Source organism: Bifidobacterium sp. ESL0764, from assembly GCF_029395515.1.
In the GTDB taxonomy this organism is placed as follows: Bacteria; Actinomycetota; Actinomycetes; order Actinomycetales; family Bifidobacteriaceae; genus Bifidobacterium.
Map to the genome: position 1 here is coordinate 260,262 of NZ_CP113919.1, position 17,410 is coordinate 277,671.

General features: G+C 57.9%; 12 protein-coding genes. 7 read left to right on the top strand and 5 right to left on the bottom strand.

All coding sequences use genetic code 11. From position 1 onward, the window contains the following. Nucleotides 1-196: 196 nt before the first annotated feature. Both OZX71_RS00870 and OZX71_RS00875 read left to right on the top strand, forming a co-directional pair. Nucleotides 197-1,228 (top strand): LacI family DNA-binding transcriptional regulator, encoded by a 1,032-nt coding sequence (locus OZX71_RS00870; RefSeq protein WP_277160154.1) that lies wholly within the window; start codon nucleotides 197-199, stop codon nucleotides 1,226-1,228. Between the two features lie 81 nt (nucleotides 1,229-1,309). After that, nucleotides 1,310-2,224, top strand: a complete 915-nt coding sequence (locus OZX71_RS00875; protein ID WP_277160155.1) for an HD domain-containing protein — start codon at nucleotides 1,310-1,312, stop codon at nucleotides 2,222-2,224. Between the two features lie 197 nt (nucleotides 2,225-2,421). Here the strand turns inward: OZX71_RS00875 and OZX71_RS00880 are convergent, their stop codons facing one another. Both OZX71_RS00880 and OZX71_RS00885 read right to left on the bottom strand, forming a co-directional pair. Beyond that, nucleotides 2,422-3,624, bottom strand: a complete 1,203-nt coding sequence (locus OZX71_RS00880) for an ATP-binding cassette domain-containing protein (protein WP_277160156.1) — start codon at nucleotides 3,622-3,624, stop codon at nucleotides 2,422-2,424. Beyond that, nucleotides 3,621-4,904: an ABC transporter permease gene (locus tag OZX71_RS00885; RefSeq protein WP_277145820.1), complete on the bottom strand. Its 1,284-nt coding sequence runs from the start codon at nucleotides 4,902-4,904 to the stop codon at nucleotides 3,621-3,623. The genes OZX71_RS00880 and OZX71_RS00885 overlap by 4 nt, the downstream gene beginning before the upstream one ends. 329 nt (nucleotides 4,905-5,233) lie before the next feature. Between OZX71_RS00885 and OZX71_RS00890 the strand changes: the two genes are divergently transcribed. Beyond that, nucleotides 5,234-7,672 carry a DUF6541 family protein gene (locus OZX71_RS00890; RefSeq protein ID WP_348519529.1) on the top strand — a complete coding sequence of 813 codons (2,439 nt, stop codon included), beginning with the start codon at nucleotides 5,234-5,236 and terminating at the stop codon, nucleotides 7,670-7,672. 97 nt (nucleotides 7,673-7,769) lie between these two features. Next, complete coding sequence (locus OZX71_RS00895) at nucleotides 7,770-8,327, top strand: type 1 glutamine amidotransferase domain-containing protein (protein ID WP_277145818.1); 558 nt, start codon at nucleotides 7,770-7,772, stop codon at nucleotides 8,325-8,327. 242 nt (nucleotides 8,328-8,569) lie between these two features. Here the strand turns inward: OZX71_RS00895 and OZX71_RS00900 are convergent, their stop codons facing one another. From OZX71_RS00900 to OZX71_RS00910, 3 genes are all read right to left on the bottom strand, one after another. After that, the gene (locus OZX71_RS00900; protein WP_277160158.1) at nucleotides 8,570-9,997 is read right to left on the bottom strand and encodes an MFS transporter; all 1,428 of its coding nucleotides are present in this window, start codon (nucleotides 9,995-9,997) and stop codon (nucleotides 8,570-8,572) included. Nucleotides 9,998-10,304: 307 nt separating this feature from the next. Next, entirely contained in the window at nucleotides 10,305-10,778 is a 474-nt protein-coding gene (locus OZX71_RS00905; protein WP_277160159.1) for a MarR family winged helix-turn-helix transcriptional regulator, read from the bottom strand. A gap of 200 nt (nucleotides 10,779-10,978) precedes the next feature. Beyond that, complete coding sequence (locus tag OZX71_RS00910) at nucleotides 10,979-12,346, bottom strand: MATE family efflux transporter (protein WP_277160614.1); 1,368 nt, start codon at nucleotides 12,344-12,346, stop codon at nucleotides 10,979-10,981. Nucleotides 12,347-13,208: 862 nt separating this feature from the next. Between OZX71_RS00910 and topA the strand changes: the two genes are divergently transcribed. The 3 genes from topA (at nucleotide 13,209) to OZX71_RS00925 (ending at nucleotide 17,307) form a co-directional block, all read left to right on the top strand. Then, nucleotides 13,209-16,220, top strand: a complete 3,012-nt coding sequence (gene topA, locus OZX71_RS00915; RefSeq protein WP_277160160.1) for a type I DNA topoisomerase — start codon at nucleotides 13,209-13,211, stop codon at nucleotides 16,218-16,220. A 378-nt stretch (nucleotides 16,221-16,598) separates the two neighbouring features. Continuing rightward, nucleotides 16,599-17,045 (top strand): hypothetical protein, encoded by a 447-nt coding sequence (locus OZX71_RS00920; RefSeq protein ID WP_277160161.1) that lies wholly within the window; start codon nucleotides 16,599-16,601, stop codon nucleotides 17,043-17,045. Beyond that, nucleotides 17,038-17,307: a DUF4160 domain-containing protein gene (locus OZX71_RS00925; protein ID WP_277160162.1), complete on the top strand. Its 270-nt coding sequence runs from the start codon at nucleotides 17,038-17,040 to the stop codon at nucleotides 17,305-17,307. The genes OZX71_RS00920 and OZX71_RS00925 overlap by 8 nt, the downstream gene beginning before the upstream one ends. Nucleotides 17,308-17,410: the final 103 nt, after the last annotated feature.

The following is a 17,410-nucleotide window of genomic DNA, read 5'->3' on the forward strand; positions in this document are numbered from 1 at the left end:
TTGGCAGGTTTCTGTTGAACGTCATATCTGACACTATGCCGTGTTTGTGCAGCTTCAGCTGCGCGGACACGGCTTTCTTTATGAAATCTTGCCTCAGGGGTGGCTGTATGCTTGACTACGATGTTATCTAGCTAATATGTATTTGTATATTTAGACGATGTTTGTCTGAATAATGTGGCAGTGAAAAGGATTGTTTATGCGTTCCAGAGTGACGATTAAAGATGTGGCAAAGGAGGCAGGAGTCTCCATCAAAACCGTCTCCAATGCGCTCAATGGAACAGGAAGCATGCGTCCTTCGACGCGAGAGCGTGTTTTGAAAGCGATGCATAATCTGGGCTATACCGTCAACGTTTCGGCAAGGTCGCTGAAAACAGGAAGTTCAAAACTCATCGGGTTGGCTGTATTCGACTTTTTGCAACCCTTCTCTTCCTACCTTGCCAATCAGATTATCGACGTTGCCCGTGAACGTGGCTATGGGGTCATTGTCAGCACCTACGCATCCGGGGGACCGGGTATTCCTTCCATCATCGAGGAGACTTATCGGCTTGGTGCGGATGGATGGATTTTCTTCACCGATACCGCATTGGCGGATGAAGCCGCGATTCTTTCCCAGCCTTATCCGACGGTGCTGGCCGGCGATTACAGCGCATACGGCAAAGCGGATTTGGTGACGATGCCCAATGTCGATGCATTGGAAAAGACGACGGGTGACCTGCTTGATCGGGGTTATCGTTCCGTGGCGTTGGTCGGAGCTCCTGCCGATCGGGACTGGAAACGGCTGCTTGATGCGAAGGAAGGTACTCAAGAGCTCAGAATCCAAGGTTATGCTCGTGCGTTTGAACGGCGGGGCCTTGATGTCGACTGGTCGAAAGTCATATCGGTTTATCCGCTCAACAGTGTTTCGGGCGTACAAGCTGGGGACAAATTGCTGGAAGGAGAACGTCCCGATGCCGTGGTCTGTCTGGATGATGCGTTGGCGTTCGGCATGATGAATGAGCTGCAGAGGCATGGATGCAGAATCCCCGAGGATATCGCGGTAGTCGGATTCGATAATGTTCCGGAAGGGGCTTTTTCGACGCCTCGGTTGACCACGATAGATCCCCATACGGATGAATATGCCCGTAAGGCGGTTGAAATGCTTATCGAACGCATTGAGGGTTATAGTGGTGCTCCGCGCACGTTCGTTTCCGATTTCTCTCTGATTGAACGAGATTCGACCAAAGCCTAGCGACTGTTTGGTGTTTTGTGGTTTTGCCTGTGAAAAAGGCCGAGGGCTTAAGCGTTTTTAACGGCCTCTACAATAGAAGCCATGACCGGATATATTCCTACACTTGCGCAGGCGGACGAGCTGCATCACAAGATCGCACCTTCCAAAGCAGCCTACGACCTTATCCATACCCATTGCGTCATCATCGCGACGATCACCCGCCAGCTGGTGCGGCGGCAGAACGCGCTGTTCGTGCGGCGCTGCACGTTGCCCAAGGACGCGCCGGAACTCACCGGGAAATCTCTGGATGATGCTTCTGATGCTTACGACGGCAATGACAGTGGTATTCAAGCTGACGCTTCTGTCGGAGGCAACAATGGTGGCGCCAACGCCAAAACGGATGCCAAGAGTGGCGACGAAATACATGTCACCCCTGCGCTGATGGCCCAGAAACGCAATAACGGCAGTCTTTTAGGCGCCATCAAAGCAACCGTGCCGCCAACAGACGGGGTGAGTGGCGGCACCGTGCCGCCACGTCTGCTTGACGAGAACCTCGCCGTGGTGGGGGCCATGCTCCATGACATCGGCACCTACCTCGTGCTCAAACATGACGGGTCGGACGGCGGAAAGCTGCAATTCGACGGGCCGAACTATATCCTGCACGGGTTGCGTGGATACGACTGGCTAACTAGCCAAGGCGTGGACGAATCCATCGCGCAATTCGCTCGCAACCATACGGGAGTAGGGCTGACGCGTGAGCAGGTCGTCGCGCAAGGGCTGCCGTTGCCTCCGGCCGACTACGTGCCGATGAACCTGGAGCAAGAGGTGGTGATGGTGGCCGACAAATACAACAGCAAGTCCATCCCGCCGCGCTTCCTTACCGCCGAGGCCTACGCGCGCAAGGCCCGGCGCTTTGGCGTCGACAACGAGCAGGCGTGGCTTGACCTCGTCAAGAAGTATGGAGTTCCCGACATCCCCGCGCTCGCCAAAAAGTTCGATATGAAGCTGGACGCATAGCTGATCGCTGCTTTTGAGCTACGGAAAGTGCGCTTTCGCCCATTTTGTGATTATCTCTGCATAAAGATGCAAGGTGCAAAGAAAATCACAAAAATGAGCTGATTTCTGTGATTATCTCTGTAGATCGGCAGAGATAATCACGATTTTGGGCCTATTTTTGTGATTATCTCTGTATCTTCATTCGGGATATGGCTGACTCAGAACGAGTAGACCTTGTCGGCCTTGGCTTCATAATCCGTTTCGCTGGTGTATTCGTCTGCCTCAGCGTCGGAATCGGTGTCTTCAGCTGTGCTGTTGCTGGCGGTTTCGGCACTTTCCGCGCCAAAGCCGGGAACCAGAACGATGACGCAGCGCTTCGGGTCCTGAGCGTGCGCGATACGCGAAAGCAGGCCGAGGATGGCTTCGCGGTCATCGCCTTTCAGACCGCCGACCGGGTCGTCGGCGAGAATGACGGTGGCCTCACAGCAGATAGCCCGCGCGATGGCCAGTCGACGCTGATCGACTGGTTTGAGGTCGGTCGCTTTCACCCCGGTGGCCGCTTCACCGAAATCGACATACTTCAGTACATCACGCGCCACGACGGGAATCGGCTTAAGGAACGTGCGTCCGGAAGCGCGCATGGTGAAGGTCAGATTGGTCAGCGCGTCAAGGTCGCCACGCAGGCTGTAACGCTGAGTGATCAGGCCAATGCGGTGTCCGCGGATTTCGTTGGTCTCAAGCTCCAGAAGGCTTTGGCTTTTCACCATGACTTGGCCGCTATCCGGCCGGTAGAAGCCGGCGGAAACCGCCAGAAGCGCCCGACGTTGCTCGTCGTCGGCTTTGGTGATGGCGTAGAGCGAGCCGGCAAAGAAGCCCCAATCGATGTTGTCCAAAACGTTTCGACCGGATTTGCGATTGGTGAAGGTGACATGATCGAGTGCGAAGGTCGGATTCGGCTTCAGCAGGATGTCGGCTTCGGCGATGGTCTCTTTGTCGAGTCGCGAAGAAAGCGCGGTGGCCGGTTCGATGGCGGGGGACTTTGCAACGTGTACGTTCAACTCGTCCTCAGCCTGCACGGCCAATCCGAGGGTTTCGTTGACACGGTGCGCGTTCGAGGTCGCTGCGCCGTCGGCAATGGCCTTGTCGTCGATGCTCTCTTCGGCTTTCGCGTCCGCCGTGGAAGAATCCTCGTCGTGTATGTCGTTATTCGCGTCGTCACCGTCGTCACTGTCGGCAACGTCGTCAGGACCTTGGCCGGAAGCTGCCAGGCTGCCGAGGTCAAGGGCATCATCGTCATCGTCGAAAACGACATCATAGTCGACCGCCGAAGTGTCCTTTGCGTTTTCGCCCTGATTGTCCTGTTCTTTATCATTCGGCTCGTTGTTCATGGCTGTGTCTTTCGAATCGGTGTTCTTGCTCATGCTTGAGCCTCCGTGTTGTTATTAGACAGGGTGTCTCGTACGTCGAAGATATGGGAAGTGCCAGCGAAAACAGCCCGGAAGAAGGCGATGACAGCCAGTGCGGCAACGATGGCGATGGAGTACCACATGGCCATCCAGCACGCGGATACGGCAGGTGTGGCGATTCCTCCGGCCAACGCACGCCCCAACGGTTTGGCGGACAGCGCCCCGGCGATCCCGCCGATCAACAGTCCCGGAACCATAGGCATCAAGGTCTCCAAAGAGAACTGCCAGCCCACACGGGCGCGGGTGACGCCGATGATCATGTCCATCCTGATCTCTTCGGTGCGTCGACGCAGCGCGAGCCCTACGAGCAGCAGCAAAACGACGCCGCCGCCTGCGTAGAGGCCGATACGAACTTTGCCCATCACGTTGTTCAGCGAATCCAACGGTTTGAGCTTGTTGTTGTAGCGGTCGAGCGTCGGCGAGCTGATTTCATAGCCCTTCGGCAGCTTCATCGATTTGGCCGCTCGTGCGAAGGCCTTGTATTGGTCGACGTTTTCGAGTTTGAATCCGACGTCATAACGTGGGTTCAGCCAGCCTTTGGGGTTTTCGCTGAAGAGTTTGTTCGCGGTCAGGACCATCGGTTCGGCGTAGATGGCGTTGTCGCGGTTGTCCTTGGCCAGTTTCGCGTCGCTGCCGTGCCCGGCCGGCGCGGGGTCGGTGTACGTGTAGATGCCACGCACTTTGAGTTGGTAGGTGTCTGTTGTCTCGGGATTGCCGAGCTTGAACGTGCTGCCTACATGCAGGTTGTTCTTGCGGGCGAAGGCAACGGATACCAGCACGTTCTTGCCGTCTTTGGCTTGGTAGTCCAAGGATTTTCCTTGGGTTACCTTGAAAGCGCCCCAAGGGTTGATGGTGACGCCGTCTTTGTCGAAGTATCCGTAAAGCGTGGTTTCACCGCCGGTTTTCTTGGTGCTTGCGTCGTTTTGACCCGGTATGGCCTTGATCGAGCCGGTCTGGCGCATCGGCAGCGACATCCCGATGGAGAATTGCGGCTGTTGCACGCCGATCTGCTGCAGCGACATCGCGTACGTACCGTAGTCGTCGAAGGACATGTACTTCTTCACGCTTGCAACGTCGTCACCCTTGAGCGTGCTCTCCATCGCGGCGTTTGGACGGATAACGGCGACAGGCGCCTGTGCCTGATACGCATCGCCATGCGCTTTGCCGGACGCGCTGGATACGGCAGAGGCGAATACGACGCCGAATATCATGATTCCGGCGACAAGGAGCATCATGATGCTGCGCCATGTATGACGTATCACCGAAGACCAAGCATTGGTTAGCACGAACATCTATTTCTCCTGTGTTTGAGGCCTGTAGTTTGCCGCGTTGAAAGCTATCCTGCCGAGCGTGACATTCAGACACCGCATGTTTCCCGCCATTTGGGCTTGCACCCTTTCGATGCTAGGCCGCAGCATGGGCAACAGACACCAGTATATGTGACGAAACTTGAATGAAGCGAACAAAACCTAGAGAAATGATGAAAGTTTTCTGGGAATTTCCGTTTTGAAGTGACACGAAGACTTGATTCGCTTCGCAATACCGGGAAGGAAGTATTTGGTCCATCTGTTTTTCTGTTGTTGTGATTTTGGTACATGTTGGGGCATCTGCGGATAAAACCTCGGCCCGGCAGGTAGGATGGCCGGTAATGAATACGAAATGGAAACAACGCTTGGGCCATGCCGCATTGCCGATATGTTCGGTTGCCGGCGTGCTGGCTGCATTCGGCATCGTCTTGGCATGGTTTCCCAAAACCGGGGACATGTGGAACCTGCCGTTGCAGGAGATCGATGCGCCGGCCCATTACTATTTCATTCGCAAGCTGCTACGTGAAGGTCTCGGTGCCGCGACCCGGCTATGGCCGAACGACGCTTACTACCCGCCGTTGTTCCACATTCTTGCGGCCTCGCTCGTTTCACTCGGCAATCTTCTGCATATCAAAATCAATATCTACACTGCCTTCAACACCGTCTGGCTGGTGACTTCCGGGCTTGTCTGGCCGGCCGGGGTGTCGCTGTGGGCCAGCTATTTCACGCGAAAGGTCGATGGCGGATTCGTCGAAGGATGGCGCGGCCTCGAATCTTCCGTTCACATCGCTTTGAGCCCCGTGAAGGGTAAAGGGAAATCAGCGAAACGTGGGTTGCGTCATTCGTCTTCGCCTAGCGGTGTGGCAACGGCAGCCGAAACCCTTTCCGCCGGTGGCAGCGAAGACGACGGTTGGGATGAGATCGTCGATTCCGGTTCGACTTCTTGCAGGCCTTTCTCGTGCGCGATGATGCTGATCGTGCCCTTGCTCGCGGTCGCTTCGGCCAGCCATCCGTTCCAGATGCTGGTTTCCGGCCCGCTGATCGCGTTCGGTTTGGCCACCACGCTCCTGCCGTTCTGGCTGTATGCGACGCTGCGTCTTTTCGACGCCATCGCCGAGCGCTACCGTATCTCACGGTGGTTGGTTACGACCGTATTGCTCGGTCTGCTCTGCATCTTCGCGCACCCGCGCATCGCCTTCACCTGGCTGCTGTTGATGGCACCGTTCATGCTCATGCGCCTGCCGTGGAAAGCCATTGCCGGCCTGTTTGCTGCCGTTGTGGTCTGTGCGGTCGCATTCTTCTTCTATATGATCGGGCACTATCATTCGTCCCGCTATTTCGACCCGTCCAGCTGGTTCCATACCTACAAGCCCAACCGCACCGTGCCGGATGCCTTGCACGTCTTGTTCACCGACAATATAGGCGGTGCCGCCGGATGGTTCATGGCCGTGGTGGTCGTGGCCGCACTGGTGGCGGCGCTCGCTGTTGTATTGCGTTATGTCAAATCGAGACTTGTGATTATCAAATTCGACGGCCGCGCAGACGGTGAAGAGGTCGGTGACGGTTCGGCAGATGCCAACGTCTCCGCCGGTATTTCAGCCGATAATCCTCTCTGCGATGCCGAAAAATCGGTTGTTGCCCAATCTGGGAACGGCAAAGATGACATGTCCGCCGCTGGATTGGCTGGATCTGATGTCTTAACGGATGCCGGATGTGATTCCGACACGGTTGATTCCCGTGGCCACAGGTTCCCTCCGCGATCCACTGCCCCTGCGCACATGATGGCCAAAGACGCCGTGTCGCTGGTTCTCGCGTTTGTGCTGGTCGGGCTCGTGTATGTCTGCTCGACCTCGCTGACCGGCTGGTTCCCGAATATCGTGGCCGCCGCATGGTATCGCGCCGAGACCCGGCCGCTGACGATGATTCCGTTCGCCGTCATCCCGCTGTTGGTCTTTGCGGCATGTGCGGTGTCCTGCTCGTGCGGAGGTGACGACAGCGGGACCGATGGCACTGCCGATACCCCGCATGATTCCGGTTCGGGCGCGAAGGTCTTGCAACGTGCTGCCGGTCGGGTCTCCGCAGGCTGGCTTTCACGCAACGGCGGGAAGGCGGCGTCGATCATGGTGTTGGCGGCGCTCGCGATTTCCTGCCAGTTCGGCAATGTGCCGCGCCAGGTCTTGGGGCAGTCATTGGCTTCCAATACCACGTTGGCGGGCAAACCCGAAAACGAACAGCTTACGCGCGCCAAATATGACGTGCTGAAGCAAACCGTCAAACTGACCGGTAACGCCTCGTTGATCATCTCCGATCCGCTCAACGGTTCGATGTACGGCTCGGCGATGTTCGATGCCAATATGCTCTATCCGATCTACAACGCGATGCACGAAAAGAACGGTGCGATCTTCGCGGCCACCGAATCGGCGTTCGAATCGGGAGACCCTGCGAAGCTGACCGCCACGACCTGCCCCGTCGACGGCAAGGTGCCGAAATACTTCCTGGCGATGGGCCCGCAGGCGCCTAGTCTGCAGATGTTCACGTTCCGCCAGCAGTACGATACGTTCCATCGTCAGGACCTGATCGACGGTTATGTGAAGGCGGGCACGCTCGTCAAGGTGCGTGATTTCAGTTCCTACGGCCCTTATGCCAAAAATTGGGCGCTTTACAGCATCAAGTGCGGGCAGCAAACGCGAAAGTAGGCAAGATAGTGAATCCCGTCACCCGATTCGGTTCGGGTTCAGAGTTCCTTTATATACAATGAGAATGTTGATGTTCGAAATGTAAGGAGACGGCATTATGGCTACATCGGTGAGCGACGCGAAAGTACTGATTATCGTACGCAACTGGGGAATCGAGGAGACCGAGATGACCCGGCCGCTGCGCGATCTGCGGGCCGCTGGGGCACAGGTGACGTTGGCTGCCTCGGAGCTCGCGCCGATCGAGACCGTGCGGCACGACCGGTATGTCGGCGAAATCGTCGAGCCTGATACCACGTATGCTCAGGTTTCCGCCGACGATTTCGACATGCTCGTCGTGCCCGGTGGCACCTGCAACGTCGACCGTCTGCGTGTCGACCCGGCGGCGCAGAAGCTCGCGCAGGACTTTGCGGCCGCGGGCAAGCCGATCGCCTCGGTCTGCCATGGTGCGTGGCTTCTGGTCAACGCCGACATGCTCAAAGGCAAGACGCTGACCGCCTGCCGCTATATCGCCGCGGACCTCGAGAACGCGGGTGGCACGTACGTCGACGAGGAAGTTCACGTCGACGACGCCGAGGGCTGGAAGCTCATCACGTCGCGCAAACCTGCGGACCTTGATGCGTTTGTCGGCGCGATCAAGGATGCGCTCGGAAACTGAGCGCGGCCTGTCGCGACGGATCTCAGAATCATCGGAATGCCGACATTTCAGGAATCGCTGATGGCTTGAGTTGACTTGATTTGAATCGGTTCGTGATCCCGAGACGGTTCGTGATATTGAATTGACTTCGGATACAAAACGGCTGTGATGACGAATATGTAGCGTCATCATAGCCGTTGTTGCTATGTGCGGGAGCGATCACAAGCGACTCTGTTCGCAGACACAGCCTAGAACGGCGTGGCCTAGAACAGCGCGCGGAGGATGTCGACGAACTCGATGACGAGGGCGACGAGCAGTACGCCGAAGGCCATGACTGCACCGTTCGCCGTTCCCGCAGCGATATCGGAGGTGGCGGCCTGACCGGCGGCGAGGATGGCGGCGGCGATGGAGGTGCCGACCGCGCCCGCGAACTGCTGGGCGGTGTTGAAGATGGCGTTGCCCATGCTCTGCTCTTTGCCGCTCAAGTGCGAAAGGCCGGTGGTCATGATGTTGGCCGAGCTGATGCCGATGCCCAACATGTAAAGCAGATAGATGGCGGCCGCGGCCACGCTGGTGAGATTATGGCCGAAGGTGAAGAAGCATGTCATTGCCGCAATGGCCGCTACGCCGCCGAAGATGAGTGTCGGTTTCGCGCCCACGATGTCGAGGATGTGCCCGCCAAGTGGGGCGAAGGCTGCGCCGAGCACCGCGCCTGGAAGCAGGGTGAGGCCGGCGACGAGCGCAGAGGAATGGTCGGCCAGCTGCAGGTAGTTCGGCAGGATGAACGAGAGGCCGAGCGAGACGACCTGCTGGAGGAAGAACGCGATGACGAAGCCGGAGAAGCGCAGATTGCGCAGGGTGCGGATATCGATGATCGGGGCCGTAATCTTCAACTGACGGGTGCAGAAGAGCACGAGCGCGACGAGCCCGACGACGATGGCGCCGCCGACCTGGATGCTCAGAATCGGCTTGGTGGTCATGGAGCTGAAGCCATAGATCAGGCCACCGAAGGTCAGCGCGATGAGGACGATGCTCGGAATATCGAAGGAGACTTTGCGGATTTCGCTGATTTGCTGGATGCAGGTGATGCCGAGAATCAGTGAGATGATGACGACGGGCATGAGGCATGCGAAGATGACGCGCCAGCTGTTGTTGGAGACAATGACGCCACCGAAGGTCGGGCCGATGGCCGGGGCGACAGCGGTCAGCAGCGTGCCGAAGCCCATCATCAGGCCGATGCGCTGCGGTGGCACCGTTTCCAGGATGATGTTGAACATCAGTGGCAGTGCGATGCCGGCGCCGATGCCTTGGATGACGCGGCCGGTGACCAGAAGTGCGAAGTTCGGTGTGACGATTTCGAGGATCAGGCCGGCAAGGAACGACAGGTTCGCCACGAGGAAGAGCGACTTGGTACGGAAACGCGCCTTGAGCATGGCACTTAGGGGCACGACGATGGCGATGGTCAGGAGGTTGGCCGTCGTCACCCATTGCACGGTTTCTGTGTTGATGCCGAATTCCTTCATAAGCGTCGGGAACGTGACGTTCATGGCGGTTTCGACGGTCACGCCGCTCAGCGAAAGCAGACCGGCGGCGATGATGGCGCCGAAGACTTTGCCGGGGATTTTTGCAGGTTGTGTCTGCGACCGAGCGGTGTCCGTAGGCGCTGTTGTTGTTGGTGTATGTGATGTCATGGATAGTGGCTTTCTTGAATGTATCGGATATTTGGTGTCTATGCCGTCTAAAGTGCCAATTTCATTGATCTTGGTGCACCAAGATGGCTGTTTTTTGATGATTGGGCCGTTAATTTGCGTTTTTCGGGCTGCTTGGTGCACCAAGATGCCTGTTTTTTGGAGAAATGTGGGTCATTCTTCCAAAATGAGGCTGCTTGGTGCACCAAGATGCCCGAAAATTGAACTTATGACGGATACATATGAAGTTGCATGATTTCGGTTGTATTCGGTAGTGATCATTCTGTTGAATATCGGCAAGCCCATTCGATTAGCGAGGAGGGGCCGATTCGATTTCTTGTTCATCGTTTTGTTGGTGGGCAAAGAAGGACAGTGCGGCCTTGAAATCCGCGATTTGTGCGGGTGAGAAGCGGCGCTCGAACTCGCGTTGTTCGCCGTCGATGTAATTGTGGATGGCCTCGACGTCACGCGTGGCGCGGGCAGTGAGACGGACGGTCTTGCGCCGAGCGTCGTCCGGCGCCTGCTCGCGGGTGAGCAGGCCTCGTGCCTCCATGCGTTGCAGGGTTACGGTGACGGTGGAGCGCTGGATATGGAACTCCTCCTCGATGGCGTGCTGGGCCACCTGCCCGCCCGGTTGCGAGCTCATGAAGTTGATGACGGCCATTTGCACTTCCGTAAGCCCGTATCTTGCGGCGAATCTTCCGAGTGCCTGCCCCATACTGTTTGACGCTTGCTGCAGCAGACGTCCATAATTCTCCGGGCGTCCGTCCGGTGTATCGGTCATTGTGTACTTGCCTTCTCAACGGTCGGATCTTGGAAACGACCCGAAAATTAATTCGTTAGCTAACTAACAAATACTATCGAAGGTAGGGACATTGGTAAGCAGATATTGCGATGGTGGCACACCTAAAGTGGGGTATTTAAAAAACAATGGCGGAAAATGGCGGTTCCTGTATTAAATACCCCGGTTCGGGTGTGTGAGGTTTACTTCTTCATCCACTTGTCGCCGCGGGCGCGCAGGCCGTTGAACAGCGAACGGCCGCCGATGAAGACGACGTTGAAGACGGCCCAAAGCAGCACCATGCGCACGGCGGCGTTGGGGTTGTAGGCGCCGTCGATGAAGTTCAGGACCAGCACCAGCGGCAGGTAGACGACGGTGACGATCGAGCAGGTGACGGCGAGATATTGGTAGTCGCCCGCACCGATGAGGATGCCATCGAGCGCCCACATCCAGCCTGCGAGCGGCAGGAAGACGGCCACGACGAGAGTGCCGATGACGATGAGGTGCTGGATGGCGGGGTTGGGGCTGAACATCGGGGCGGCGAACAGGCCGAAGACGATGAGGGCGATTCCGATGCCGATGCCGCCGTAGAACCCGGCCCGTGCCGAAATCCGCGTCATTTCGCGGGCGCGGCCGTAGCGCTTTGCGCCAATCTCGGTGGCGATAAGCGCCTGGCCGGAGATGCCGATGGCGTCGAGCATGTTCAGCACGAAGTTCCAGCTCGAGTTGACGGCCTGGTAGCCGGCGAGGACCTCGGTGCCCATGTGGGTGGCGAGCACGACGGTGGCCACCAGGCAGATGCGCAGGGCCAGCGTGCGGATAAAGAGCGGCAGGCCGTCGGCTGCGGTGGAGGTGATGCCGGCGAGGCGTGGCGCCAGTGTTGCTCCGGCGTCGTGCGCCCATTTCAGAGAGGGGATGACCAGATAGATACCCATGAACCATTGCGCGATGAGCGTCGCCAGCCCGGAGCCCATGATCCCCAGGCCCAACCCAAAGACGAAAAGAAAATCGAGCAGGGTGTTGACTATTGCGCCCGCAACGGCGGCGACCAGCGTGATACGCACCTTTTTCAGGCCACGGAAGATGCCGTTGGCCGCATAGACCAGCAACATGCCGGGCAGCCCGAAAATGACGGCTTGCAGATAAATCGTCGCGTTGTCGAGTACGTCGCCGCGCGCTCCCATCAACGCGCACAGGGGACGCGCTCCGAGGAAGAACGCCGCCGAAATGACGACGCCGATGATCAGCGCCAGCCACAGTCCGTCGACGCCGGTCTCAAGCCCCTCGCGTTTGCGCCCAGCGCCCATGAGCTGGCCGACGCGCGAGGTGGTGCCGTAGGCGAGGAAGTTGCACAGCCCGGCTACGGTCAAAAGCACCGTCGAGCCAATGGAAAGCCCGGCCAGCGCGGTGTCGCCGATGTGGCCCACGATGGCCGTGTCGATCAGGACGAAAAGCGGGTCGGCGATGAGCTGGCCGAAAGTGGGAATGGCCAACGCCAGTATCTGTCGGTTGACGCGTCTGCGTTCGTCTCGGTCGTAGGTCGGGGCGTCGGTTGCCGATGGTTCGCGCAGCGCTGCCTTGCCTGTATTTTGGATATCGGCTGTCGTGTCTCCTGCCTTCTGGCAGGTCGGATCGTTCTTGCTTGTCGCTGGCGTTTTGGTCACGGTGCTTTATTCTCTGGATTCTTGATTTTGAGCGTTTCGGTTGCCATTGTAACGGCGCGGATGCTGGAGCACCAGCATTATATTGTGTTTTTGGTCATAGGCCGGCAAGACGGCGCTGAGGTTCGGCTTCCGAGCTTGTGCCGATAAACGCTTGCGCTGTTTTCGGAGATTAAAAAAGGGCCGCACAACGGCAGACGTCGCGTAGCCCTTCACTCGGATTATTGAGTAATCTGCTATTGGCCGCTCCTTTTCAACTGGGGTTGAAGCACCTGCGTCATCGGTACCGCCGTGGCTACGACGATACCGGTCGGGCTTTATGCGCCCTTACGCATTTTCTTCCCTTCCATTCTCGAGTAAGTAAGAATGTGGCAATTGATATGCAAATGCCGTATTTCCCCCAGACTGAAAGAATACTTGGCATATTGGACGGTTAAATGGAGTATTTAACCGGTGGTCGATAAGAGATTTAGCCAATATGAAATATCGTTTTACGGCGATTCATGCCTCAACAATATGCGCTGAATTGAGGGTGGGAGATCTGAAAGCAGATTCAAAGTTCGGATTGCTTTGTGGTTTTTAGGGACGTTAACCAGGTGCTTTGCTGTACTCCTTTTTCTATGTGGGTACACTTCGGTATAGCGTGATAGCGCGGTTGTTCGGTGCAGTGTGGTAGTCCTTATTATTATGTTGTGCCACACGCTACAGTGATTGTTCGCTGTATGCTGTGGGTAGTATGTCAAACGTAACCTCGAAACGTGAAGGAGCGGTTATGGCGACTGGTAAGAAACTTGTCATCGTGGAATCCCCGACCAAGGCGAAGAAAATCGGCGGATATCTCGGCAAGGACTATACGGTCATGGCTTCTGTCGGCCATATCCGCGACTTGGCGCAACCCAGCCAGGTGCCGGCCAGCAAGAAGGAGAAGTTCGGCCGCTTCGGCGTGGACGTCGACGACGGCTTCGAACCGTATTACATCGTCGGGCCGGAGAAGAAGAAAACCGTCGCGCAGCTCAAAAGCGCGCTGAAGGACGCCAGCGAACTCTACCTCGCGACTGATGAGGATCGCGAGGGCGAGGCCATCGCGTGGCACCTGGTGCAGACGCTCAAGCCGAAGGTGCCGGTGCACCGCATGGTCTTCCACGAGATCACGCCTACCGCCATTCGTGCCGCCGTGGGCAAGACCCGCGACGTGGACGCCAACATGGTCGACGCCCAGGAGACGCGCCGTGTGCTCGACAGACTTTACGGCTATGAGCTTTCGCCGGTGCTCTGGCGCAAGGTCGGCCCAGGGCTTTCTGCGGGGCGCGTGCAATCCGTGGCCACCAGGCTTATCGTGGAGCGCGAACGGGAACGCATGGCGTTCGTGCGCTCGCCGTACTGGGATGTCATCGCCGAGCTTTCTGCCCCGGATGCGCAGGGCGAGAACGTCGATTTCGAATCGCGTATGGTCTCGCTGGGCGGTTCTCGCTTGGCCACTTCGCGCGATTTCACCTCCACCGGTGCGTTGACTGCCGGCGCAAAGAAAGACAATGTCTGCCAGCTTGACGAGGCCCAGACCAAGGCCATCGCCGCCGCGCTCGAGCACGCGCCATTCACCGTGGTCTCGATGGAATCCAAGCCGTACCACCGCCGTCCGGTGCCGCCGTTCACCACCTCGACCATGCAGCAGGCCGCCGGCAACCGGCTCTCGATGAGCTCGCGCCAGACCATGCGGGCGGCGCAGGGCCTCTACGAAAACGGCTTCATCACGTATATGCGTACCGATTCCGTCACGCTTTCGCAGGAGGCCATCGCCGCCGCGCGCCAGTCCGTCACCAAGAACTTCGGCGCCGAATACCTTTCGGACAAACCCAAGCAGTACGCCACCAAGACGGCCGGCGCGCAGGAAGCGCACGAATGCATCCGTCCGGCTGGCTCGACGTTCCGTGATCCGTCCGAACTGGCCACGAAGGTGCCGCCGGACCAGCTGAAGCTTTATACGTTGATTTGGCAGCGTACGCTGGCCTCGCAGATGGCCGACGCCAAGGGATTCACCGCCACCGTGCGGCTTTCGGCACCTGCCGGCGATCGCGGCGAGGCCATCTTCCAGGCTTCTGGTACCGTCATCGAATTCCCTGGATTCCTCAAGGCCTCCGGCTGGCCGCGTCGTTCTTCGGGGTCCGCTTCCTCTTCGTCCGCCGCAGTCAAGGCCAAGGATTCCAAGGCAACCGCCAAATCGGGCAAGTCCGAAGACAATGAGGCACTGCCGCCGATGAAAACCGGCGAGGTGCTCAACGCCACATCGGTCACCGCCGACGGCCACGAAACCCAGCCTCCCGCCCGCTACACCGAGGCGTCGCTGGTCAAGACGCTTGAAGCCAAGGAGATCGGCCGGCCGTCGACGTATGCCAGCATCATTTCCACCATCATCGACCGCGGCTACGTCTACGAGCGCGGCCGCGCGTTGATTCCCTCCTGGCTCGCCTTCGCGGTGACCAAGTTGCTCGAGACGAACTTCCCGAAGTACGTGGACTACCAGTTCACCGCCGATATGGAGAACGGGCTCGACAAGATCGCGCAGGGCAAGGAGACCAGCAAGGAGTGGCTCACCCGCTTCTACTTCGGCGACGGCGAGGACACCGCGAAATCCACCGATGACGCGCACGCCGGCCTGCAGCAGCAAGTCGCGCAGCTCGGCGACATCGACGCCCGCGCCATCAACACCATCGAGATCGGCGACGGTCTGCAGGTGCGTGTCGGACGGTATGGCCCGTATCTTGAGGATACGAAGAACCTCGACGCCGAGGGCAACCCCAAGCGCGCCTCGATTCCCGAGACAATGGCGCCCGATGAGCTGACCGTCGAGGCCGGGCACGAGCTGATCAAGAACAACGCCGGCGGACCGCGCGTATTGGGGAAGGATCCGGCGACCGGCGGCACCGTCGAAGTGCGCAGCGGCCGGTTCGGGCCGTATGTCGCGCTGATCTCGCCTGAGGCCGAAGCGGAAATGAAGGCCGAACGCGAAGCCAAGGCGGCTGCGGCGAAGGCCGCAAAAGCCGGTAATGCCGCCGATTCCGTCGAAGCGGCCGATGGCAAGGGCTCCAAGTCGTCCAAGCCCGCTGCCAAGACCCGCGTCAGAAAAACCGCCAAATCCGCGGTACCCAAGCCCAAGATGGCCTCGCTGTTCAAGAGCATGAGCCCGGACACGGTCACGCTCGACGATGCCCTGAAGCTCCTGAGCCTGCCACGTGAAGTCGGCAAATACGACGAGACGGTTGCCAAAACCGGTGAAACCAGCGAGGCCGTCGTCACCGCGAGCAACGGACGTTACGGCCCCTACCTCACCAAGAAGAGTGCGGACGGCAAGTCCGAGACGCGTTCGCTCGGCAGTGAGGACGAACTGTTCACCGTCGATCTCGACAAGGCCAAGGAACTGTTCGCCCAGCCAAAGTACGGTCGCGGCCGCGGCAGGGGAGCGGCCAAACCGCCGCTGCGCGAGCTCGGCGCCGACCCGGAGAACGGCAAGAACGTGACCATCAAGGACGGTTTCTACGGCGCCTACATCACCGACGGCGAGACCAACCGCACGCTGCCGAAGCAGTACACCCCGGAGTCCATCGACCCGGCCACCGCCTTCCAGCTGCTTGCCGAAAAACGAGCCGCCGGTCCGACGAAGCGTCGCGGCCGCCGTAAGACAACGACTCGCAAGACGAGTACGCGCAAGTCGTCGTCTGCCAAAAAGACGACGGTGCGTAAGAGCACCAGGAAGACCACGACCCGCAAGTCGGCTGTCAAGAAGTAAGCTTAGGGTCTGCTGATTTGCTGATCTGTCGCGTATCCCGTTCCTGTTGGCTCAGGACGGGATACGTTGTTATAGAGCGGATTGGCTGGCGTGGGGCAGCTGGTGGAATCAGCAATGTCGGCAAGCGCTGAACCCATACCGGCAATCGGACGAATGTGGATGATTGGCCGAATATTTGGCTGATAGCCGATAGATGTGGATAGGCGATGACTGCCGGCACCCCTGAATGTGGATAACTAGCTGGCGTCGGCCGCGACACGCCTCAAATGTGGATAACCCCTATCATTCGACCACAGTGCTCTATTTTGTCACGGTAATCTCGCGTTTTGTGCTTCTATGGAATCAAAGGCGATTCGAGTCGAAGGAAAGGAGCGGAACGTGGCGTATTCATCCTCGTTGAGCGGCGGCAAACGAAGGCCTGTTGATGGGCGGAACTCAGCCAGTAAGAGCAGATTTGCAAAGACGAATAAAAGGATTTCCAACGGTGCCAATGCGCCCAACCTGTCTGATCGTGCTGGTGCTCGCGGCACTTCTCGTCCTCCCGCTTTTCCGCTACAATTGGCGGTATTGCAGGAGGAAAGGAGGTGCAACATGCAATGTGACGACCTTTTTGAGATGGACGGCGTTCGGCTTGGCTATACCGAAGATACCGTTACGATTACCGAAGTCGATTATGGCCGCAAGGCGGTCTTCGACAACAAGGGAAATGTTCTTTCTTCGAATTTCCCCGATGATTTCATGCCATTTCTCTTGAATTATTACAAGTTGAATTATGACTTGGTACAAGGCTCCCGCGAAGACGATAGGGAGTTCGGCGATGACTGAAAAATTTATTATTAAAGGTTACGAGATTTCATTCAACGTCCACGATGGAGACCACGGGGCTCACGTGCATGTTTCGCAAGGACGCGACAGGGATATGGCGAAGTTTGTGCTTGGCGCGGACGGCGATGTGGTGCTGGCGCAAAATAGGGGAAAGATTCCGCCGAAAATTCTGAAGAAGATTCGCAATGATTTGGCTCGTCGGCATGCTTTTATCGTCAGTGCTTGGGACAGAACATTCGGAGATCATCATTTCGACCGCTGATAGAATCCGATGCGCGCATAAGATGGATATTGAAAGCAGGTTGAACTGGAGATCTGGATTTGTTCGGAATAAAGAATATGGGGCTCTGACGTAACGACTGAGC